We start from the raw sequence: 22,038 nt of genomic DNA on the forward strand, positions 1-22,038 counted from the left end.
GGGGTAATTACAAGATAAAATACTTCATAGTAAATATACATTACATAAGGAGAAACGAATGAATAAAATAGTAGGTTTATTCGTAATTGTACTAGTTATTTGTTTTGCTGCATATAAGTTTCAGGCTTCAGAGTCGCAAGATGTGATGGCTTTTGGAGATTCGTTAACCTATGGAAAAGGTGATAAGGATGGGGAAGGTTATGTAGAAGGTCTGGAGGATGAATTGAATAATCCTGATTCTGAAAAAAAAGTCCGTTTTTGGAATTACGGTATTAAAGGCCAGGTTACAGATGGTGTCATTGATCAGCTTGAAGGTAATCAAATTAACACGAAATTGGACAAAGCCGACACGTTTATTGTTTATATTGGAACAAACGACTTGATTAACAGTAATGGAGGTAACTTGAAAAAAATAAGTGATCAAAAAATAAATGATGGTAAACGTGAGTATATTGACCATCTACATAAAATTCTTTCTACACTATTAAAGAAAAACAAAAAAGCGAATATACTGGTAGTTGGGCTGTATAATCCAAAAAAAGATGATCAACGACTTGAAAAGCACGTTCATGATTATAACCAATCAGTAAACGAGGTAGTAGAAGAGGATAAAAGAATGATATTTATCCCTACTAATGATTTATTTGAAAATAAAAAGAAAAAAGAGTATTTCAGTGATAAAATTCATCCAAATGAAAAAGGGTATCAGCTCATTACCAATCGGATTTTAGAGAGTTATGATTTCAAATAAATTCAATAAAAGTGCACAGAAGCAATACTTCTGTACACATGGCTTATTATATATAAATCGGACCCTGTTTCATTGAAGGCGGTGTGCAGTTGTTATGTAATAGCCGCCTTCAATTGAGGGAATTGCAAGTCATGAAGCTGCTTATATCTGCCGTTACTTGTCAATAACTGTTCATGCGTTCCTTTTTCATGGACACTGCCTTTTTCAAGAACGATTATTTGGTCAGCATTTTGAACGGTTGATAATCTATGCGCAATGACAATTGAAGTCCGATTTACTAATAAACGTGACAATGCTTCCTGGATTAAATGCTCGGATTCCGTATCTAATGCTGCTGTCGCTTCATCGAGAATGATGATTTGTGGATTCTTCAAAAGTGCCCTAGCAATGGCGATTCGCTGCTTTTGTCCTCCTGAAAGTTTGACGCCTCGCTCTCCAATTTGAGAATCATAACCATTCGGAAAGGCCTTGATAAAGTCATGTGCATTGGCTGCTTTAGCCGATTCAGTGATTTCATCATCTGTTGCATCAAGTTTTCCATAAACGATGTTATCACGGATTGAACCATTGAATAAAATGATATCCTGAGAAACAATCCCCATTTGGCTACGTATAGATTTCAGCGACACATCACGGATATCAAGGCCGTCCATTTTGATTGTTCCATGTTGTGGATCATAAAATCGGATTAAAAGGTTTGTAATTGTCGATTTCCCTGCACCAGAGGAGCCGACGAGAGCTGTTATTTGACCGGCTTTCATCGTTAGGTTTAGATTGCTAAGAACCGGAACACTTTCATCATAAGCAAAATCAACTGATTGAAATTCAATTTGTTTTTTTATTGAAGGAAGCTCAATTGCATTTCCTTTGTCACTGATTTCAGGTTGTGTTTCCATAATTTCTGTAATACGCTCAAAAGCTGCAGCTGACTGCTGGACTATGCTGATTACTCGGCTGAAATTGCGAACAGGACTCTGCAGTAATCTCAAATAGGCGAGGAAAGCTACTATTAATCCCACTGTAAATGCACCTTCCATCACTTGCCAAGCCCCAAACACAATAACAGCAACAAGACCAATATTGTTCAATAAATCGATAACCGGACCAAACATGGATCGCAAGCGAACCGATTTAATGTTAGCCACCATGTTTTCATGATTACGTTCTGCGAAACGTTTTGATTCAAATTCTTCATTGGTAAAAGATTGAATGAGTCGCATTCCTGAGATAGAATCCTGTAACTGGTTGCTGATATCTCCTGCAGAACTTTGAACAGACCTAAACGACATTCGAATACGTTTTCCAAATACCCTTGTGATATAGAACATGAACGGGAATGTAAAAAGAAGGACAATGGTCAGTTTCCAATTAATGAAAAGCATATAGACTGCGACTGCAACAAAAGTTACCGTGTCTGTTACGACTTGGAGCATGCTTGAAGAGATGAGTTGTTGGAGTAAATTGACATCATTAGTTAGCCGTGACATTAAGTCACCCGTTCGGTTTTTATCAAAGAATTTCATATCCAGCCTTTGAATATGTTCATACATGCTATTCCGTAAATCCATAATCGCTTTTTGACCGACTTTGGAAACGATATAGCCGTTAAAGTAGTTTAGTAAAGCTAATAAAATAGCAGCTCCAAGAATTCCTGTGCCTACCCAAATCAAGCAGTCATATTTTTTTTCGGGAATGATTTTATCAATCGTATACTGAGTCAACTGTGGGATGGAGAACTCAAGCAAAGAAATGAACAACATTATACATATAATCAAGGAAGAAAATTTCCATTTAGATGGGACACGATTAAACATTTGCCTGAGCATCGTCCAAATGCTTCCTTTGGAAGGCTTTGCATTAATGACGCTACGCCCTTTGTGGCTGAATGGGATATGTCCTCCGCTCATAACGATCACTCCTATTTTGACTATCTTTGATGAATTTTGAAAGTCATTTGTATTAGGTGAATAGTACCTTTATGACTATCATAGAGCTTTTCTAAAAATAGACAACTTTAAATCGGTTTTCTTCCTATCTAAAAGTGTTTTTATTTTACACCTTTATACAGAACATGGAATAATTGATGGAGTTTAACTAAGCTTTCGGGAGGAGATGCTAAAATGGAAGATAACAAAAAAATTAGGAAAGAACTTTTAGAAGCGGTTAACAATTTATCGGATGAACAGCTGAATGCACATCCAGAAGAAGGCCGCTGGAGCATTATCCAGGTATTGAATCATCTATATTTAATGGAGCGAATGATAACAAAGGGAATTGCCGACAAGTTGAAAAGCGGTGAGAGTATCCCTGCAGAAGATAAACCGATAGAGTATACTCTAAATCGTGAAGTGAAGGTCTCGGCGCCGCCATTTGTCATTCCATCAGAAGCATTTCAAACTTTGGACGAGGTTAAGAATAAATTGTCCGAATCCCGCCAGGCATTTATACAAGTTGTTGACAGCGCAAATGAAAAAGATCTTGAACAAAAGTCATTCCCTCATCCATTGTTTAAAGAATTAAGCTTGAAGCAATGGATTCCGTTTGTGGGTTTGCATGAAAAACGACATTTACTGCAAATAGAAGAATTGAAGTCAAAGTTATAATAGAAGAAAAACTCATCCGCTTTTGGTTGAGTTTTTCTCATTCAGACAGTTATTCGTAAAGGAAGGATTGTTCAGTGAAGGTTAACTGGGTAAAGGCATGTCTGATAATAGGCTTTTTCGGGTTACTGTTAGGGTTCATGCTTAAGCATTTGCTCCCCCCCGATCTAGATAAAATTAAACTGACTGACGAGTTGCATCCGATAGTCGCTGAAAAAAAAGAAATGCTCATTCAACAGGCTAATGAAAAAGGTATCACGGTAATCATTACAGCTGGATTCCGTACTTTAGAAGAGCAAAATGACCTCTATGAAAAAGGACGTTTAAAGCCTGGGAGCATTGTAACTAATGCAAAAGGAGGGGAGTCGCTTCATAATTTTGGATTGGCGATAGATTTCGCGCTCCTTAACAAACAAGGGGAGGCTATATGGAACATGGAATATGACGGCAACGATAACGGGGAATCGGATTGGATGGAAGTTGTAGCTATCGCTAAAAATTTAGGGTTTGACTGGGGTGGAGATTGGTCAGGTTTTAAAGACTATCCTCATCTACAAATGACCTTTGGCTTGAGCTTACGAGAGCTACAACAGGTAAAGAGCCTACAGAACAGTAAAAGTGAATAAACGTAGAATTATTTTTGTCGAATAACTCAGACTAAAAGCAGGAAAATAAGCATGTGTGTTGCTTTACAGTGTAGAATTCGTTAAAGTGGACTAGTGAGAAATTAGACATAAAGGAGTGCAGTCACCATGGAAGAAGTAAAACATTGCCGGGACTCTTTGGTCATAAAAACGAGCCTTGTTCTCCCGCCGGATACAAATAATATTGGTACGATGTTTGGAGGCAAATTGATGGCTTACATTGATGATGTTGCGGCTATTTCTGCGATGCGTCATGCGAGAAGTCACGTCGTTACGGCATCAACTGATTCTGTCGATTTCCTGCACCCTATTCATGAAGGAAATGCAGTATGTCTAGAAAGTTTCGTGACTTATACGGGCAGAACATCTATGGAAATCATCGTAAAAGTTATTGCGGAAGATTTAGTTACGGGAGACCGGAACTTATGTGTTATTTCCTTTTTGACCTTTGTTGCCATCAATGAAGATGGTAAACCAATACCGGTTCCGCGTTTGGTTCCAGAGACTGAAATGGAGATGAATTTAAACGAATCAGCGAAACAGCGGGCCCAAGTAAGGAAAAAAAGAAGAGAAGATACTCAGTTCATTGCCAGTACCTTTGGTGTAAAACAGCCGTGGACTGAAAAATCAGAGCCTGGACTATATAAATAAAAAAACCGGGCAGATAATGCCCGTTTTTTTAATCTTCGCTAGATAAAATACCAAAGAAACGTAGGATGTTAATAAAAAGGTTAATGAAATCAAGATACAGATTTAAGGCCATGAGTGGTACTTCCTCTGCTGTAACCCCGTAATGCTTCATTCGATTAAAATCATATAAAATATATCCACTGAATACAAGAATCCCAATAAATGAAAAGATTAGCATTGCTGTTGAACTTAAAGGTGAGAAAAGGTTAAAAATACTAATGGCTACTAAAGCCAGCAAGGCGGCAAACAACATTCCTCTTAAGAAAGAAAGGTCCCTCTTGGTTGTTGTAGCATAAATAGCTAGTCCCCCAAATACAACTGTTGTCGTCACCCCGGCTAACATCACAACATTCGCTCCTGCAGTGGCAAGATAGTGTGCAATGATCGGATAGGTGGTAATCCCAGAAATTAACGTAAAACTATACAGGAATGTGTAGCCAATAGATTTTTTCTTCCGCATGATAAAAGCGCCAATTAGCATAGCAATTTCCAGAATCGCTAAGGGAAGAAATAAGGATGGTGGAACTAGAGTTCCAACAGCCATCCCTAATACAGAGATTGCGAGAGAAAGAGCAAAGGTACGCATAACAGATGGCATATATGTGTTTACAGTTTGTGAATACATTCAATCACCTCATTATTTATTGTCTACCGGTTTCTACGAAAGAGTTTTAAAAAGGTTTCAGTGCATTTAAAAATAATTTTTAAGGTGTTTTTTAAAGAGATATGAAATATACATGATAGTATTACCAATTTTATGATATTCTTACAAATAAGCTAATTTTTCTGAAATATTAAAATTTTAAGACTGGAACAAAATAAGTACTTTTTCCCTAGATGAAATTAAGTGATTTAATATTTTTAATGGAATATTTAAACATTATTTCAAAATAAGAAAATTAAAATGTTTTATTCTATGCTATAAATAGGACTTCATAACTTTACTGTGTAAAAGTTATGAAGGAAACTATTTTTATATTGCAGAAAAATATTCCTAAAGTTATAAAATATGAAAAAAATGTGATTATTTTCTACAAAACTATTGAATAAATGTTAAAAATTGATTAAAATTCTAAATAATTATCAGAAGATTTATTATTTTCCCGAAAAAATAGTTTAGGGGGAGCAGGGATGAAGAAAGCTATATTGCAAATTGAAAACCTTACTACCTCATTTCGAATTCAGAGCAAATATCATGCAGCGGTGGATGATGTTTCGTTTACTGTAAATGAAAATGAAATTGTAGCGGTGGTTGGAGAATCAGGATGTGGAAAGAGCGCTCTGGCCCTTTCTATCATGCAATTACATAATAAACAGAGAACGAAGTCAGAAGGTACAATACATTATAAAGGTCAAAATTTACTTACACTGAATGATACACAAATGAATAAAGTCCGCGGAAAGGAATTAGGGATGATATTTCAGGAACCTTTGACAGCATTGAACCCGCTGATGACAATCGGAAAACAGATTGAAGAAAATCTTGACTATCATACTGAACTTTCTAGGGATGAAAAAAAGAGCAGGACAATCGAACTCTTAACACAAGTGGGTATCCCTTATCCTGAACGGACGTACAAGCAATATCCGCATGAACTATCAGGCGGAATGCGTCAAAGAGCAATGATATCGATTGCCATTGCTTGCAATCCTGCACTAGTTATTGCTGATGAACCAACGACAGCATTAGATGTTACCATTCAAGCGCAAATACTTGATTTGTTGAAAGATATTCAAAGTAAAACCAAAATGGGGATTATATTAATTACCCATGATCTGAGCGTTGTAGCAGAGGTAGCTGATCGGATTGTTGTCATGTATGCTGGGCAAGTAGTAGAGACGGGAAGTGTTAAAGAGATATTTAACAATCCACTTCATCCATATACTAGGTCGTTATTAAATTCAATCCCTTCGGCTACCAATGAAAAAAACCGTTTGCACGTTATTGAGGGAATTGTTCCATCGATAGCAAAAATGGACAGGAAGGGATGTAGATTCCAAGATCGTATTCCATGGATTCCTAAACAAGCTCATGAAGAGTCGCCTCATCTTCACGAGGTAGGTCAGGATCACTTTGTACGGTGTACCTGCTATAAAGAATTTTATTTTCAAGATGAAGGAGATGCATCGACTCATGACATTACTCAAAGTAGATAATTTAAAAGTGCATTTTCCAATAAGAGGCGGTTTTTTCCGAAGAGTAGTTGATCATGTAAAAGCCGTTGATGGTGTGTCCTTTGAGCTGCAGCAAGGGGAAACATATGGTTTGGTAGGAGAATCAGGAAGCGGTAAGTCAACGACAGGTAAGGCAGTTGTCAAGCTGAATAATGTGACATCCGGACAAATCCTGTTTGAAGGCAGGGATTTAGCAGCTTTAAGTAGAAAAGAGATTAAACCATTCAGAAAAGATATTCAAATGATTTTCCAAGATCCATATTCATCATTGAATCCCAAGAAGAGGGTGCTGGACATTATTGCCGAACCGCTGAGGAACTTTGAACGGTTATCACCTGCAGAGGAAAAGAAAATCGTTCAGGACTTCTTGGACAAAGTCGGACTCAGTCCGGAATCGATTCACAAGTATCCTCATGAATTTTCAGGGGGGCAGCGCCAGCGGATTGGAATTGCTAGATCATTGACATTAAAACCCAAGCTGATTATTGCTGATGAACCGGTATCAGCCCTCGATGTATCGGTTCAGGCGCAGGTGTTGAATTTTCTTCAGGATCTCCAACAGGAGTTCAATTTAACTTATTTATTTGTTGGTCATGACCTCGGTGTAATCCGGCATATGTGTGATCGGATGGGCGTTATGTATCGTGGTAGATTAGTAGAGGAAGGCAATAGCGATGAAATCTATGACAATCCCCAACATATATACACAAAGCGTCTGATTGCTGCCATTCCGGATTTAGAGCCGGAAGTTCGTGAGGAAAAAGTACAGCTTAGAAAAAAATTATCAGCAGAGTATGAGTCGTCTTATTCAACATTTTTCGATGAAAATGGACGTGCTTATGACTTGAAGCCAATCTCATCAACACATAGAGTCGCATTACAATAAGGAGGTGGAAAGGATATGTGGAAGTTTATCCTCAGGCGTTTTTTAGTTATGATCCCACAGCTCTTTTTATTGAGCATTATCGTTTTCATGATGGCAAAAGCAATGCCGGGAGATGCCTTGTCTGGTCAAGAAATCAATCCTAGGGCTAATCCTGCTGAGCTTGAAAGAATCAGAGAAGATTTGGGCTTGAATGATCCTTGGTATCAACAATATATAAGGTGGGCATCTAATGCTGTACAAGGGGACTTTGGTATTTCCTATACACATAAAACGCCGGTTATGGATGTTATAGAAGACAGGCTTTGGAACACGGTTTTCCTTGCGTTGGTTACACTTATCTTTACATATATGCTTGCCATTCCATTAGGTATACTTAGCGGCAGATATAATGATACCTGGGTGGATAAGACCGTTACGGGCTATAGTTATATAGGATTTGGCACACCGATATTTATCTTTGCGTTAATTATGTTATTTGTTTTCGGATTTGCCCTGGATTGGTTCCCGTCTGGAGGTAGTGTCGATTCCAAAGTGGATGAAGGTACATTCGCATATGTAGTAAGTAAGATCAATCACCTGATTTTACCAGCTTTAAGTACGGCCTTAATAGCTACAACAAGTACAATTCAATATTTACGAAATGAAATAATTGATAATAAAATAAAGGATTTCGTAAGGACTGCGCGTTCAAAAGGTGTACCTGAATCCAACGTATATTCACGACATATCCTAAGAAATTCCTTTTTGCCAATTGCAGCATTCTTAGGCTATGAAATTACTGGGTTGATCGGCGGCGCTGTCATAATAGAGACTATTTTTAGTTATCCGGGACTTGGACAGCTTTTCCTTAGTTCCGTCAGTTTACGGGATTTCAGTGTAGTGACGGCCATCGTCATGATGACGGGATTTGCCACTCTGCTTGGCACTCTTCTTTCAGACATCATACTTAGTGCGGTCGATCCGCGCATACGGATAGAATAGGAGCGGGGTGAGCGTATGGAAATGAAAGTAGAATCCGGAAAAATCATTCAAACGAAAGATGTGAGCCCATCAGGTATGAAAATCATATGGCAGGAAATTAAAAAGGATAAACTTGCTATGGGCTCATTGATTATATTAGTAGCTATATTGGTTTTCGTTTACGGTGCGTCGTTCTTTATGGATGCCAAGGAAATTGCTAAGGTCGATTTCCTCTCCATTTATATGGAACCATCTTCAGACTACTGGCTCGGAACCGATTATGGTGGACGAGATGTATTTGGTCAGTTGATCATTGGTACGAGAAACTCATTTACCATCAGTTTGTTCATTACCTTATTCACGGCTATCATTGGTTTATCTTTAGGGCTTCTAGCTGGTTATTTTGGCGGGGCTACCGACAATGTGATTATGCGTGTTATCGATTTTGTGATTGCCCTACCTCAATTGATGTTCATCGTTGTTGTAGTCACGATTGTACCAGTATTCAATGTGTATGTTTTCATATTAATCATGACAATGTTTTTATGGACAGGAAAAGCACGACTGATCCGTTCAAAGGCTTTGTCAGAGCGTGAGTTGGACTATATTCACGCCTCACAAACACTTGGTACACCACATTGGAAAATCATCCTTTTTCAGCTTTTGCCCAATGTCAGTTCACTGATTATTGTTAATTTTATTTTGAATCTTGCAGGTAATATTGGCCTAGAATCCAGTTTGACTTTCTTAGGATTCGGTCTTCCAGAGAGCACACCGAGTCTAGGTACGCTCATAAGTTATGCTCGAAATCCAGATGTTTTGGAAAACAAATGGTGGATATGGGTACCCGCATCACTCATGATTTTAGTGTTGATGCTGAGTATAAATTTTGTTGGTCAAGCGTTAAAACGCGCCGCAGATGCTAGACAAAGAAGAGGATAAAAAAGGGGAGTGTATGTCATGAAGATCAAAAGTTATAGCAAGGTATTAAGTGCATTAGCTATATCGTCTCTACTGCTTGCTGCATGCTCAAATGATACGGAAAAATCGTCAACAAAAGAGAAAAAAGGGAAAGATGTAGAACAAGTTGATACATCGCTATTCCCGACAAAAACAACAAATCAGGGAGAGCCGATTGATGGCGGCCATCTGACTTACGGATTGGTATCAGATACCCCGTTTGAAGGGATATTAAACAAAGTTTTCTATCAAGGAGATCCAGATAACCAAGTTATCACATTCTTTGATGAAGATTTACTGGATACAGACGAAAACTATGTTTTCACAAATGACGGTGCTGCTTCTTATGAAATTTCAGACGATAATAAAACGGTAACACTTACAATTAAAGACAATGTTAATTGGCAAGATGGGAAACCTGTGACTGGGGCTGATTTAGAGTATGCATACCTTGTCTTGGGAAGCAAGGATTACAAAGGGGTACGCTATGATGAACAAATGGCTTTAATTGAAGGTATGGAAGAGTATCATGCCGGAAAAGCAGATAGTATTTCGGGTATTAAAGTAGATGGTAAGAAAATCACCTTTACTTTTAAGAAAGCAAATCCATCTGTAACAACTGGATTATGGACATATCCGCTTCATAAAGAATACTTAAGTGATGTTCCAATTGCGAAGTTGGAATCTTCTGATAAAATCCGGAAAAATCCGATTGGTTATGGACCATTTAAAGTGAAGAAAATTGTTCAAGGTGAAGCAGTTGAATTCGAAGCGTTTGAAGGGTACCACCGTGGAGCGCCTAAGTTGGACAGCGTTACTTTAAAAGTTGTGAATCCATCCGTTGCTGTTAAGTCACTGGAAAATGGGGATATCGATGTAGCTAGTATTTCTGCTGATCAATTTGACCAGGCAAAAGCATTGGACAACGTTGAAATATTAGGAAAAGTCGATTTAGCTTATACTTATATTGGCTTCAAGTTCGGTCATTATGACGAGAAAAAAGCAGAAAATGTTATGGACAACCCGAAATTTGAAGACAAACGTCTTCGCCAGGCAATGGCTTATGCCATCAATAATGAAGAAGTCGGCGAAAAGATGTATAAAGGGCTTCGTTTCCCTGCCAACTCAGTGATCACACCAAACTTCAAGTATAATAATAAAGATGTTAAACCATATGAATATGATCCTGAAAAAGCAAAAAAACTTTTGGATGAAGCCGGATATGTTGATACAAATAAAGATGGACTTCGTGAAGACCCAGATGGAAAAGAGTTCAAAATCAACTTCGCTTCCATGAGCGGCGGAGATATTGCTGAACCGCTTACTAATTATTACATTCAACAATGGCAGGAAGTAGGACTAGACGTTCAAATGCTAGATGGACGTCTGCATGAGTTCAATTCATTCTATGATCTGTTGAAAAAAGATAATGAAGAAGTTGATATCTATCAAGCGGCATGGGGTGTTGCTTCCGATCCAGATCCATCTGGTCTTTGGTCAAGATCCGCAGCATTTAACTATACTCGCTGGGTGAACGACAAAAATGATGAGCTTCTTGCGAAAGGAATCTCAGAGGAAGCGTTTGATGATCAATATCGTATTGATACCTACAATGAGTGGCAAGAACTGATTCATGAAGAAGTTCCAATTATTCCAACATTATTCCGTTATACTACGACTGGAGTAAATAAGCGCGTCTCTGGTTATGATTACCTTGCGGAGCGCCAATATAAATGGTTCAATGTTGGTGTCACTGAAGAAGCAAAATAATGAATCCAATCGGCTGCCTGTATAGGCGGCCGATTTTTTGCGTTTCAGGATGTGGATTAAGGTTATATACATAATAGTAAGTAATTGGAAGGGTGATATTGATGGAAGTGAGAAATCCTAATGTGACAAAGAGAGAGTTGAATTATTGTTTACTGAATCGGTTGGTCGATTACTGAAACCTCTTGAAGAGGAAATCATTGCTGACATTGTAGCCTATCCAGACGAAAAGAGAATTGCCATCTTGGAATATATATGAAGGAAATGTCCAACAAGCAAAGACAGATAAGGTAAATTGAACTTTCGTCATGAGGAGGATTTTTCATGAGTAACGAAGATATGAGCAGATATAAAGTATGGCGTGATAAGTGGAAAAGGAAAATTAATATGGAAAATTTTATGATATACGGTATTACTACATTGGTTATGGCAATCTTGCCTGTTCTGGCCCAAATGAGTTAAATCAATCAAAGGACCGTCTCTGGGCGGTCCTTTGTATGTTAAAAGTTGGCTCAAAAAGATATAATAAACAAAGAGGAAAGGAGAGATATGCATGAGTGTTATCAAAGAAAAGGAGATCGTTACTTACATAAAAGAGTTAGTATCAATACCAAGCCCATCTGGTTATACCGATCAAGCAATTAAGTATGCGGCTAAATTCATGGAGAGCAAGCAGGTACCCTATCAAATCACGAATAAAGGAGCATTGTTAGCTACTTTAAAAGGTGAAGATGATACCAGACATCGTTTGCTGACAGCACATGTCGACACACTGGGAGCTATGGTCAAGGAAATTAAGCCGAATGGACGTCTGAAATTGACGATGATCGGTGGTTTCCGCTGGAATTCAGTGGAAGGGGAATACTGCAAAATTCATACGGCTGACGGAGCTTTTGTCACAGGGACGATTCTAATCAATCAAACGTCTGTGCATGTGTATAAAAATGCCGGTGATGCCAAACGTAATGAGGAGACAATTGAAGTCCGTATTGACGCAGTTGTGAAATCAAAAGCGGAAACAGAGGAAATTGGCATCTCTGTTGGAGACTTTGTATCATTTGAACCAAGGGTAGAATTCACAGAGACTGGCTTTTTGAAATCAAGGCACTTGGATGATAAGGCAAGCGTTGGCATTCTTCTTCATATCATTGACCTGATTTCTGCAGGGAAGATTAAATTGGCATATGCCACTCATTTCTTGATTTCTAACAATGAAGAAATAGGCTATGGCGGGAATTCTAATATCCCAGAGAAAACAGTTGAATATTTAGCCGTTGATATGGGAGCGATCGGTGATGGCCAAACGACGGATGAATACAGCGTTTCCATTTGCGCCAAAGACTCTTCCGGTCCGTATCACTATAAATTGCGTCAGCATCTTGCCTCACTTGCTAAAGCAAACGGTATTGACTATCGCGTCGATATTTATCCGTATTATGGATCGGATGCTTCCGCAGCAATCCGAGCAGGATACGATTTGGTTCATGGCTTGATTGGTCCGGGAATTGACGCATCTCACGCCTTTGAGAGAACACATATCTCTTCATTAAAGCATACAGCAAATCTAATCTTGCATTATATACAATCAGAACTAGTATGATTGAAAAAAAGCCCACACTCATTACATACCGAGTGTGGGCTTTTTAGGCAGAAGCATCCTTTTTGAAATTTTAGCGATAATCCAAATTTTACTCGTGATTTTATATCATTTACTCGTGAATTTTGCCAATTTACTCGTAAGTTTTGATCCTTTACTCGTAAGTACATGAGATTTACTCGTAAATTAAAATTACCTTACGTCCCGACAATTTTTATAATTGTAATTCTTGTGGAGGTTCACCATTGTTATTCATCAAACGGATGCTTTCAGGCTTAATTTGAAGGAATAGATAGTTTGGATCTTCTGGTCCGTCAAACCAATTTTTAAATGACGTATCCCATAATTTTTTCTTTAGATCCTGTGAGTCATTTATTTTCGAGGTCCCTGAGATTTCCACGTAAGAATCGCCGAATCCTTTATCTTCATAGCCGATTAGGATATGGACATTAGGATTCTTTTCAATTTCATCTATTTTTTCTGTGGATGCACTTGTTGGTGTATAAAAAGTTAATTCGTCGTTGAAAAATGTCATATAACGTGAATGCGGTTTGTTATCTTCTACTGATGATAGAACACCTATTTTATGATCGCCGATGATATTCAATACTTGTTCTTTTAATTGGTTTTGGCTCATTTTTACACACTCCTTTTATTATTTTCTCTATTACTTTTCCTCTAATGTCATTAAGATAAACAAAATTCTACAGTTTGCTAAATTTATGAATGAAGACTATGACAAAAGGCCATACTATTCATTATGTGTTCTGTTTAGAAAAACTTCATGATTTTAATCCATATGTAAAGGTGAGTATGAGCAATGAATTGTGGTGAATTACTTATCATCGGTGGGGCTGAGGATAAGTGCCTTGAAGGTGAAGTATTAAATAAATTTGTTGAACTCGCGATACGCGCTAAAGGTGGAATTGGCATCCTGCCTACAGCGAGTGAAATTCCTGAAGAAGTGAGTAAAGAGTATATCAGGATTTTTAGAGATTTAGGCGTGAGCAAGGTTGAAGTTATCAAGTTGAATTCAAGAAAGGATGCAGAGGAACAGGCCATTTGTGAACAACTGGCCTCTTTTTCAGCTATCTTTATAACCGGAGGAAACCAAAGCCGATTATCCGAGCTTATTGGGCAGTCAAAATTTCACAATACTCTTTCAAAGGCCTGGCATAATGGAATGGTTCTAGCTGGGACAAGTGCGGGTGCTTCAATTATGGGTAAGCAAATGATTGTCGCAGCTGACACGATGCTGAATGATGATAAATTAAAAGTGGAGATTGGAAAAGGGTTCGGCTTTCTAGACGGCCTGCTTATTGATCAACATTTTTCGCAGCGTGGTCGCTTTGATCGACTTTTAAGTGCGATAGCAGAAAATAAAGAAATTATTGGTATAGGTATTGATGAAAATACAGCAATATTAGTGAAAGATGGACAATTTGAAGTATTTGGTCAACATCAGGTTTTAGTGCTTGATGGAAGCAAAAGTGATTATATCAATATCACGTCTTCTGAAAATGGCAGTGAAGAGTTGACCCTCTCAGGGTTTCAGCTTCATACACTTACAAGAGGCTATCGTTTTGACTTGCATACAAGAAAATTGTTGATGAAAAAGGGGATCCAATCATGATAATCAATCGAGTCCGTTTTTTAAAAGGGCCAAATTATTTTTCTTATACACCAACGATCTGTATAGAATTAGATATAGAGGAACTGGAAAAACAGCCATCTGATGCTATTCCTGGTTTTAATGAAAAGTTGTTAAAGACTCTCCCTAACCTTGGCAGCCATACTTGTTCACAAGGATATCAAGGCGGATTCGCTGAGAGGCTGAAACGGGGTACTTGGATGGGCCATATTTTGGAGCATATGACGATTGAACTCCAAAATATGGCTGGAATCAATGCCATTCGTGGAAAAACGATTATGATGAAAAAACAAGGGTTTTATTATGTTACCTATGACTATCAGGAGCCTAAGTCAGGTCTTCAAGCATTTTTAGCTGCAAAAGAAATCGTAGAAGCTATCCTGAATGATGAAAAACATATCAATGTACAATTATATGTGAACCAAATTGAACAGTTATATTATAAAAATAAACTTGGTCCTAGTACCGAAGCCATTTATCAGGCGGCTCACTCAAAAAAAATCCCTGTCGAACGAATAGGCGAAGAGAGTTTATTGCGCTTAGGAACTGGTTCAAGGCAGAAGTATGTCCAGGCGACAATTTCAAGCCAAACTTCAAATATCGCCGTTGAGAATTCCTGTGATAAATCATTGACCAAAGCTATTTTAAAAGGTTGCAGTCTCCCAGTACCAGAAGGAGAAATCGCCTACTCAATTGAAGATATATTTGACTCAGCCGACAGGCTTGGTTTCCCGCTTGTTATAAAACCGTATAACGGCAGACAGGGCCAGGGTGTCATAACCCATATCAAAAATAAGGATGAGTTGTTTAATGTGATCCATTGTTTGGATTCTCATGTGGAAAAATACATTGTGGAACGTCATTTTGAAGGGCATGATTATCGGTTACTGATAGTCAACGGAGAGCTAACAGCTACAAGTTTGCGGCTTCCTCCCTATGTTATTGGGAATGGAAAAGAGACGTTACGCAGATTGATAGAAAAGGAAAACCTCAATTCGTTGCGGGGAGACGGACATGAAAAGCCGATGTCAAAAATTCCACTTACACATACGGTAACGTGTTACTTGGAGAAATCGAACCGGAACCTTGATACTATTCCGAAACAAGGTGAGCTGGTCCAAGTTGTCGGTAATGCGAACCTTTCAACTGGTGGAAAGGCAATTGATGTAACGGACCAGGTTCATCCAACTATTAGGAATATGGCGATAGCTGCTGCCAAAGCTATCGGATTGGATATTGCGGGAATAGATTTAATCTGTCAGGATATATCAAAACCTTTCAATCATTTAAAAACGGCAATAATTGAAGTGAATGCTGCACCAGGGATTCGAATGCATCATTATCCTAGTGAAGGAAAAAAAAGGGATGTTGGCAAAGCCATCGTAGATTATTTATTCCCAACTCGAGAAGAGGCCGCAATCCCGATTATTGCAGTAACTGGAACAAATGGAAAGACAACAACAACCCGATTGGTTCATTATTTTCTTTCAGATGTGAAAACAAAGGTTGGAATGACGAATTCAGATGGAGTGTATATCGGCGAAGAGGTATTGGTACAAGGTGACTGCAGTGGCCCTATTAGTGCAAGAACGATATTGGCCCATCCTGAAGTCGATGTAGCTGTTTTAGAAACAGCACGAGGAGGAATTCTTCGTGAAGGTCTAGCTTTTCGTCAATGTGATGTTGGTATTATTACAAATGTGAGTGAAGATCACCTTGGCAGTGACGGTATTGAAACACTAGACGATCTCGTTAAATTAAAGAGGCTAGTAGCTGAGGTCGTTCAAAAAACGGGTTATTGTGTTTTGAATGCCGATGATCCGAATGTAGCTGCTATGGCAGAGTATACTGATGGAGAGGTTATATACACCTCTATATATGCCACTCAGCCATTGGTGAGAGCCGCGATTAATGAAGGACGTAAGGCTTGGTTTGTTGATGAACAAGGTATAATCAGTTATTCATCAGATGGTGTGATATATCAATTTATGGATTGCACTCAAATCCCAATAACGATTTCTGGCATGGCGCGACATAATATCGCTAATTTACTTCAAGCGTTAGCCGCGGCACATACGCAAGGTATTTCAATGGAAGAATTACGAAAGAAGGCTATTGCGTTTATGCCTGATAAAAAATTGTCTAAAGGACGTTTCAATTTAAAAAAACTAAAAGAACGAACCGTTATTATTGATTACGCCCATAACGTAGCAGGGTTGCAGGCCATTTTCGATACGGTTAGTGCCTATAACAGAAATCGCATTATCACTGTTTTGGCAGGACCAGGAGACCGTATTGACGAAGAGCTCATCAGATTGTCAGAGGTCGTAGCAAAACATTCAGATCTGTTCATCATTAAAGAAGACGATGATTTACGGGGAAGAGTACCGTTGGAGGTAGCCAAGCTACTTCGGGAAGCTGCGATAGAAGAAGGATTACATAAAGATAAGACATATATCGTACCTAATGAATTAGACGCATTCGTAAAAGCGTGGGAAGTATCACAACCGGGAGATCTTTTATTATTCTTTTACACGGATTTCGACTATGTAGATCAGTTTTTCGAAACAGTTTCAAAAAATCTATTGCCGAAGAAATAAAAAAGTAAATTCCGCTCAATCTTGAGGGGAATTTACTTTTTAATTATATAAACTTCCCTTTTTACTATCTATGGAATTAGATAAATGTCCTTTTCAAAGCAGGGAGGATGTGAGGCATTTTAGAGTCAAAGAAAATTGCACTAATATAGGACCCATTTGTATAAAAAATGCCATGCTTCCGGCCGTTAGGCATAGAAAGCATGGCTTTTGCATTTTACTTTTTAGCGTTAATCCAAAGCTTACCTGCCGCTCTTTGTGTTGTAATATTACCATAGCTATCTGCTGCTTTTACTTCCACAACAGCACCAGGTGCCTTTACATTCGTTGTGGCGGTATAGTAGCCGACATAATGTCCTGAAGATGTTTCTTTCATTTGTAATTCAGTGGCATTCGCAATGCCTCCTGCATTTGTCAGAGGCATCAAAATGGAGAAATTTGCTGCCAAGCCAGGTTCACTGTCGAATTCGATTTTGACCGATTCACCGCTTTTTAAGATTTTATCCTCATTTGGCACTAAATCGGAAATTTCTGGAGCGGTATAATTTACATCGATGGAGACAGATTTAGTGATTTTATTGCCTGCCTTATCTTGAGCAACTACCTTAATTTTATTGATTCCTTTATCCAGTAGAAGGCGATAGGAGAAGGTGTTATCTTTCACATCGGCCTTCTGTCCGTTTACTTTAACCGAATTAAGGTTATCATCCGAAACTGTTCCCTTAACAGTAACTGTTTCACGATTTACTTTGCTGCCATCTGTAGGTGAAGTAATTGCTAGTTCCGGATTAGCGATATCCAATATCACTTTTACAGGCAAAGAGGCCTCAGTTGAACCTCGGCTTGTCCGAGCTTTTGCTGTCAAAGTATTTTCACCGTTGCTTAATGTGACCGGAACAGCGAAGGTTCCTTTATCAGTAGAATCCGTACTTGCTACTTTCTCCCCTTTGTTAAAAATATCTACTTTTGTTGTAGGTGCAGATGTACCTTCAACCGTTACTTCTTTTTGATTTGAATAAGCACCGTCTTTAGGAGAGGTAATTACAGGTTCCTTTACTTCGTAGTCGACAGTTGCACGAATCATATAATTTCCTTCCTCAGTTGGGGATTGCGACCATGAATCGCTGACTCCCTGCCAGCTTCGTCCTGCATTTGGTCCATCTTCATCAGTAGCTAATCCTGGTGCATTCGGATTGGCCTTTGTTTGGGTATAAACAATAAAGAAATCACCTTCAACCATGATTCCATGTTCGCTCAAATCAACATGTGTCCATTGACCGTCGCGCAACGCAGTCTCATTAAAAGGACCTGCGATTTTTTTGCCTGGCGACCCATCTGTTCCCGATGCATCATACACCGAAACTTTGAATTCAGTCCCGCCTGGAGCAGGCCATGTGGTATCCCAGAAACGTAAAAGGGCGCCGGTTACATTTGCCGTTTTATTTCCCGAAGCTAACGACATTTTCACAGCCCAGCTATTGCCTGCCGTATTAAAGGCGCGGGCGTTTTCTGCTGTTCCGTCGTCATACTTAATCTCATCTGGGTACCCGATGAACGGTTTCAGTTCAATATCTTTCCTGGAGCTGTTACCCTCCGAAATCGTTACGGATGCTTCACTGCCGTAATAAGAAGGAGCCATGACTTTCAAAGTATATTTTCCTTCATAAGCGGATAGAGTGTATTCACCGTCCGAATTTGTAGTCACTGGCTTAATAGCGGCATCCTCAAGAAAGTATACGGTAGCACCAGAGACGGGTTCGCCAGTAATTTTGTTGGTGATTGTACCGTTGATTGTTCCTTTTGGAATTTCTTGAAGCGTAAAGTTAGCAGTTGATGTTGCATCTTGTTCGACGTTGACTGTTGCTGTTTGTGATCGATAACCGTATGTTTCTGCTTGCAATGTGTATGAACCTGATGCATGTGTAAGTTGGTAAGATCCATCTTGTGGGTTTGTATAAACAGATCTTTCAGTTTCTAAAACACTGACCTGTGCCTGTAATGGAAGAAGTACTGGGGCAGGCTGGTCTTTTTCAGGTGCTTTTTTCACTTTATCTGCAATTGGCTTAATTTTATCAGGGTCAACTTTTGGCTTAGCTGAAACAGAGGAGTCAGACTTGATAACGCCTAGTCCTGTTTTAGCTTTTGCAGACGGCTGCAGGGAAGTATCAGCCAATTTAACATCATCAATATACCAGCCAGGTTTTTGGACTGATCCATCAGATGTGACATTAAAGGCAATATAGATTCTTTCTCCAGCATATTGGCTTAAGTTAACTTCACCATCGATCCAACTATTTGACTTATCATTAAAACGAGCCGCTTGTACCCAGTTTGTTCCGTTTGTAGAGATAAATACATGTCCGAAATCATAATTTTTTTCAAGTTCGAACCAATGTTTAAATTGTAAATAACTTGTGCCTTCAGGAACATCGACTGGAGGCATGGATAGGCTCATATTGGCACTATTATCATAGTTTCCAGCCAGGTTTGTAGCATAAACCTTTTGACCTGATGCTGCAGAGCCAGGTCCACTTGTTGGAATACCCCATTCCCAGTTATTGTTTGTGCCGGAAGAGGTCCATCCAATAGGATCTTGTTCAAAGTCCTCTGTATAACCTACACTGATTCCTGGCAATAGCTCAACGGTATAAGAGTCAGTAGCTGTTACTGAGCCTCCGAAGTCAGTTGCGGTCCATTTATAAGCGACTGAATCTTCAGTCAGCTCTGACCCTGGAATCGTGGCTTCATACATTCCTGATTTATAGTCACCGCTCGTTCTCTCAGCCTTGACTTCAACCCAAGTTCCGTCGGCTTTTTGGTAGCTAAGTTTAACGGTAGTGACACTTACATTATCTGACACTTCAGCTTGAAGTGTTACATCCATTTTTTTATACGAATTTTTTGGTGCCTTATGGGAAATGACAGCTGCTTCTGAGTCATCTCCAGCTTTGGTAACTTTACCCTCAATTTTCCCAAGTCCGCTTACAACAGAGGAAACTGCATCAAATGCATTAACAAGGCCATAGCCGTAAGCATGGTTGGGACTTGTCGGATAATTATTGTCTGTCAAAGGAGTGGCAGTTGTAAGTAAGATTTCCTCAAGCTGGTCAACAGTTAAGCTGGCATTTGCTTGTCGTAATAGAGCAGCAACCGCTGAAATGTGAGGACCTGCCATTGAAGTGCCATTCCAGCCGCCTTCATATGCACCGCCAGGAATGGCAGAACGAATGTTAACGCCTGGTGCGGAGATGTCAGGTTTAATTTCTCCATATGGAGATGGACCACGTAAAGAGAAACTGCCAACCTGGTTGTTATAATCTGTTGCTCCAGTGGCAAAGGCCTCTGGATAGTTTGCTGGATTTGCTACTGAACCAGCACCGCCGGGATTAGACAATGTGGTATTTCCAGCAGAGAATTCAGGAAATATCTCAGCAGCTTTCCATGCTTGTACCATTGGGCGATACCACTCGTCGAGTCCAGCTCCGCCGCCCCAAGAGTTATTGACAACATCTGGTGCTTTCTCAGGATGAGGATTACCAGCAGCATCTTTTGGAGCGATAACCCATTCGCCTGCTTCTAATAAATCAATGTCTGAACCGCCATCGTTAGAAAAGGCTTTAACTGAAATGAATGTGGCACCTGGAGCAACTCCGATTTGATTTGCACCATTTGGTTCAGAGCCCACCATCGTACCAATTGTGTGAGTTCCATGATCTAAATCATCATATGGTGAAGCTTGTCCGCTTACAGCATCAAACCAGTTATATTCATTATTTGGAACATCTGGATTGGCAGGGTTATACCCGCGGTACTTTGTTTTCAAGGCCGGATGGTTCCATTGGACACCTGTATCGATAGAAGCAATAACCGTTCCTGCTCCATCAATGCCCATATTCCATACAGCAGGAGCACCGATTTTTTCAATATTCCACTCAATTGAAGAGGTATCGGCTTTTGTTTTGCTCGCTTCTGAGCCTTTAAGGGTCTTTGCAGCTGCAGTCTTACTTGCAGGCTGAATTAGCTGCCTAGTCTCATTTGGCATAATTTTTTCTACTTCAGGAAAAGCAGCGATTTGCTCCATAACATCCTTTGTAGCTGTCACAGCAATCGCATTAACAATATAAAAGGATTGAAAATCTTTCGCCTTACCAGATTTTTCTTGCTTATCTAAGTAGTTTTTAATATTCGCTTGTGTTTGAAGAGCTGTAGCACGAAGCTCAGATACTACACTTGATCGTTTAAGTAACTTTGAATTATTCGCAGATAACTTTTGTGATTTTGCTGTTTTTGCAGCCTTTGAGGATACGTCTTTGGTGTCTACTTGCTCTTTGAATTTAACGAGAAACGTTACCTGATCATTTTTTTTAAACTGAGTAAGTACTTTTGAGGCGACTTTCTTTTGATTCTTCCCCGTTAATTCATCTTTAGCGGATGTATGGATTTTGTTTGAAGTTGCTGCGATAGAGTTTGTTGGAATTACCAGCGATCCAATAAGCATGATAGCGAATATTAACGCTAACCATTTCGTTCTTTGTTTTTTTTGCAATTGTTTTCCCCCTATTCTATTTTCAAAGAACAAAAACTTCGACCAGTCTACAGGTACAATGCACCTCCATTCTTTCTAGATGGGCAGTATGTAGAACACTGATGTTCCTTTAATGATAACGAACAGGTAAACAAGAAAATTGTCATATTTTGGGATGTGAAACTCGGATTATCGAAAATGAACATATTGTAGGAATGTATATTTTGGAAAAATA

General features: G+C 39.1%; 17 protein-coding genes. 13 read left to right on the plus strand and 4 right to left on the minus strand.

Annotation, left to right across the window (positions count from 1 at the left end):
- Positions 1-58 precede the first annotated feature (58 nt).
- Positions 59-751, plus strand: a complete 693-nt coding sequence (locus AKG34_RS05085) for a DUF459 domain-containing protein (protein ID WP_053345077.1) — start codon at positions 59-61, stop codon at positions 749-751.
- Between the two features lie 92 nt (positions 752-843).
- On the opposite strand, the gene AKG34_RS05090 is transcribed toward AKG34_RS05085, so the two are convergent.
- Positions 844-2,658 (minus strand): ABC transporter ATP-binding protein, encoded by a 1,815-nt coding sequence (locus AKG34_RS05090; protein ID WP_053345078.1) that lies wholly within the window; start codon positions 2,656-2,658, stop codon positions 844-846.
- A gap of 213 nt (positions 2,659-2,871) precedes the next feature.
- Between AKG34_RS05090 and AKG34_RS05095 the strand changes: the two genes are divergently transcribed.
- The 3 genes from AKG34_RS05095 to AKG34_RS05105 all read left to right on the plus strand — a co-directional run bounded on the left by AKG34_RS05095 (position 2,872) and on the right by AKG34_RS05105 (position 4,646).
- Entirely contained in the window at positions 2,872-3,354 is a 483-nt protein-coding gene (locus tag AKG34_RS05095; protein WP_053345079.1) for a DinB family protein, read from the plus strand.
- Positions 3,355-3,428: 74 nt separating this feature from the next.
- Positions 3,429-3,977, plus strand: coding sequence for a M15 family metallopeptidase (locus tag AKG34_RS05100; protein ID WP_053345080.1), 549 nt, complete (start codon positions 3,429-3,431; stop codon positions 3,975-3,977).
- 126 nt (positions 3,978-4,103) lie between these two features.
- The gene (locus AKG34_RS05105; RefSeq protein ID WP_053345081.1) at positions 4,104-4,646 is read left to right on the plus strand and encodes an acyl-CoA thioesterase; all 543 of its coding nucleotides are present in this window, start codon (positions 4,104-4,106) and stop codon (positions 4,644-4,646) included.
- 28 nt (positions 4,647-4,674) lie between these two features.
- Here AKG34_RS05105 and AKG34_RS05110 read toward each other — a convergent pair whose 3' ends face one another.
- Positions 4,675-5,310, minus strand: coding sequence for a Bax inhibitor-1/YccA family protein (locus AKG34_RS05110; RefSeq protein WP_053345082.1), 636 nt, complete (start codon positions 5,308-5,310; stop codon positions 4,675-4,677).
- Between the two features lie 506 nt (positions 5,311-5,816).
- Here AKG34_RS05110 and AKG34_RS05115 point away from each other — a divergent pair.
- The 7 genes from AKG34_RS05115 (at position 5,817) to AKG34_RS05140 (ending at position 13,033) form a co-directional block, all read left to right on the plus strand.
- The gene (locus tag AKG34_RS05115) at positions 5,817-6,842 is read left to right on the plus strand and encodes an ABC transporter ATP-binding protein (RefSeq protein WP_053345083.1); all 1,026 of its coding nucleotides are present in this window, start codon (positions 5,817-5,819) and stop codon (positions 6,840-6,842) included.
- On the plus strand, positions 6,820-7,746 hold the full coding sequence (locus AKG34_RS05120) for an ABC transporter ATP-binding protein (RefSeq protein WP_053345084.1): 927 nt from the start codon (positions 6,820-6,822) through the stop codon (positions 7,744-7,746). The genes AKG34_RS05115 and AKG34_RS05120 overlap by 23 nt, the downstream gene beginning before the upstream one ends.
- 15 nt (positions 7,747-7,761) lie before the next feature.
- Entirely contained in the window at positions 7,762-8,727 is a 966-nt protein-coding gene (opp4B, locus tag AKG34_RS05125; RefSeq protein ID WP_053345085.1) for an oligopeptide ABC transporter permease, read from the plus strand.
- A gap of 21 nt (positions 8,728-8,748) precedes the next feature.
- Positions 8,749-9,648 (plus strand): ABC transporter permease, encoded by a 900-nt coding sequence (locus AKG34_RS05130; RefSeq protein WP_053348000.1) that lies wholly within the window; start codon positions 8,749-8,751, stop codon positions 9,646-9,648.
- A gap of 18 nt (positions 9,649-9,666) precedes the next feature.
- Positions 9,667-11,436 (plus strand): oligopeptide ABC transporter substrate-binding protein, encoded by a 1,770-nt coding sequence (opp4A, locus tag AKG34_RS05135; RefSeq protein ID WP_053345086.1) that lies wholly within the window; start codon positions 9,667-9,669, stop codon positions 11,434-11,436.
- A gap of 321 nt (positions 11,437-11,757) precedes the next feature.
- Positions 11,758-11,895, plus strand: a complete 138-nt coding sequence (locus tag AKG34_RS27860; RefSeq protein ID WP_161804902.1) for a hypothetical protein — start codon at positions 11,758-11,760, stop codon at positions 11,893-11,895.
- Between the two features lie 91 nt (positions 11,896-11,986).
- On the plus strand, positions 11,987-13,033 hold the full coding sequence (locus AKG34_RS05140) for a M42 family metallopeptidase (RefSeq protein WP_053345087.1): 1,047 nt from the start codon (positions 11,987-11,989) through the stop codon (positions 13,031-13,033).
- A 211-nt stretch (positions 13,034-13,244) separates the two neighbouring features.
- On the opposite strand, the gene AKG34_RS05145 is transcribed toward AKG34_RS05140, so the two are convergent.
- Positions 13,245-13,667: a pyridoxamine 5'-phosphate oxidase family protein gene (locus AKG34_RS05145; RefSeq protein WP_053345088.1), complete on the minus strand. Its 423-nt coding sequence runs from the start codon at positions 13,665-13,667 to the stop codon at positions 13,245-13,247.
- 183 nt (positions 13,668-13,850) lie between these two features.
- Here AKG34_RS05145 and AKG34_RS05150 point away from each other — a divergent pair, with 183 nt between their 5' ends.
- Both AKG34_RS05150 and cphA read left to right on the plus strand, forming a co-directional pair.
- Positions 13,851-14,663, plus strand: coding sequence for a cyanophycinase (locus AKG34_RS05150; RefSeq protein WP_053345089.1), 813 nt, complete (start codon positions 13,851-13,853; stop codon positions 14,661-14,663).
- Positions 14,660-17,281 carry a cyanophycin synthetase gene (gene cphA, locus AKG34_RS05155; protein ID WP_053345090.1) on the plus strand — a complete coding sequence of 874 codons (2,622 nt, stop codon included), beginning with the start codon at positions 14,660-14,662 and terminating at the stop codon, positions 17,279-17,281. Before AKG34_RS05150 ends, cphA begins: the two co-directional genes overlap by 4 nt.
- A 214-nt stretch (positions 17,282-17,495) precedes the next feature.
- Here the strand turns inward: cphA and AKG34_RS05160 are convergent, their stop codons facing one another.
- Positions 17,496-21,824, minus strand: coding sequence for a S8 family peptidase (locus AKG34_RS05160; RefSeq protein ID WP_180320457.1), 4,329 nt, complete (start codon positions 21,822-21,824; stop codon positions 17,496-17,498).
- Between the last annotated feature and the right edge of the window lie 214 nt (positions 21,825-22,038).

It is taken from the genome of Peribacillus butanolivorans, from assembly GCF_001273755.1.
GTDB lineage: Bacteria > Bacillota > Bacilli > Bacillales > DSM-1321 > Peribacillus > Peribacillus butanolivorans.

Coding starts and splice junctions, on each gene's coding strand:
- AKG34_RS05085 (WP_053345077.1), top strand. CDS start 59: ATGAATAAAATAGTAGGTTTATTCGTAATTGTACTAGTTATTTGTTTT.
- AKG34_RS27860 (WP_161804902.1), top strand. CDS start 11,758: ATGAGTAACGAAGATATGAGCAGATATAAAGTATGGCGTGATAAGTGG.
- opp4B (WP_053345085.1), top strand. CDS start 7,762: ATGTGGAAGTTTATCCTCAGGCGTTTTTTAGTTATGATCCCACAGCTC.
- AKG34_RS05090 (WP_053345078.1), bottom strand. CDS start 2,658: ATGAGCGGAGGACATATCCCATTCAGCCACAAAGGGCGTAGCGTCATT.
- AKG34_RS05105 (WP_053345081.1), top strand. CDS start 4,104: ATGGAAGAAGTAAAACATTGCCGGGACTCTTTGGTCATAAAAACGAGC.
- AKG34_RS05130 (WP_053348000.1), top strand. CDS start 8,749: ATGAAAGTAGAATCCGGAAAAATCATTCAAACGAAAGATGTGAGCCCA.
- AKG34_RS05120 (WP_053345084.1), top strand. CDS start 6,820: ATGACATTACTCAAAGTAGATAATTTAAAAGTGCATTTTCCAATAAGA.
- AKG34_RS05150 (WP_053345089.1), top strand. CDS start 13,851: ATGAATTGTGGTGAATTACTTATCATCGGTGGGGCTGAGGATAAGTGC.
- AKG34_RS05110 (WP_053345082.1), bottom strand. CDS start 5,310: ATGTATTCACAAACTGTAAACACATATATGCCATCTGTTATGCGTACC.
- AKG34_RS05115 (WP_053345083.1), top strand. CDS start 5,817: ATGAAGAAAGCTATATTGCAAATTGAAAACCTTACTACCTCATTTCGA.
- AKG34_RS05095 (WP_053345079.1), top strand. CDS start 2,872: ATGGAAGATAACAAAAAAATTAGGAAAGAACTTTTAGAAGCGGTTAAC.
- AKG34_RS05145 (WP_053345088.1), bottom strand. CDS start 13,667: ATGAGCCAAAACCAATTAAAAGAACAAGTATTGAATATCATCGGCGAT.
- opp4A (WP_053345086.1), top strand. CDS start 9,667: ATGAAGATCAAAAGTTATAGCAAGGTATTAAGTGCATTAGCTATATCG.
- AKG34_RS05140 (WP_053345087.1), top strand. CDS start 11,987: ATGAGTGTTATCAAAGAAAAGGAGATCGTTACTTACATAAAAGAGTTA.
- cphA (WP_053345090.1), top strand. CDS start 14,660: ATGATAATCAATCGAGTCCGTTTTTTAAAAGGGCCAAATTATTTTTCT.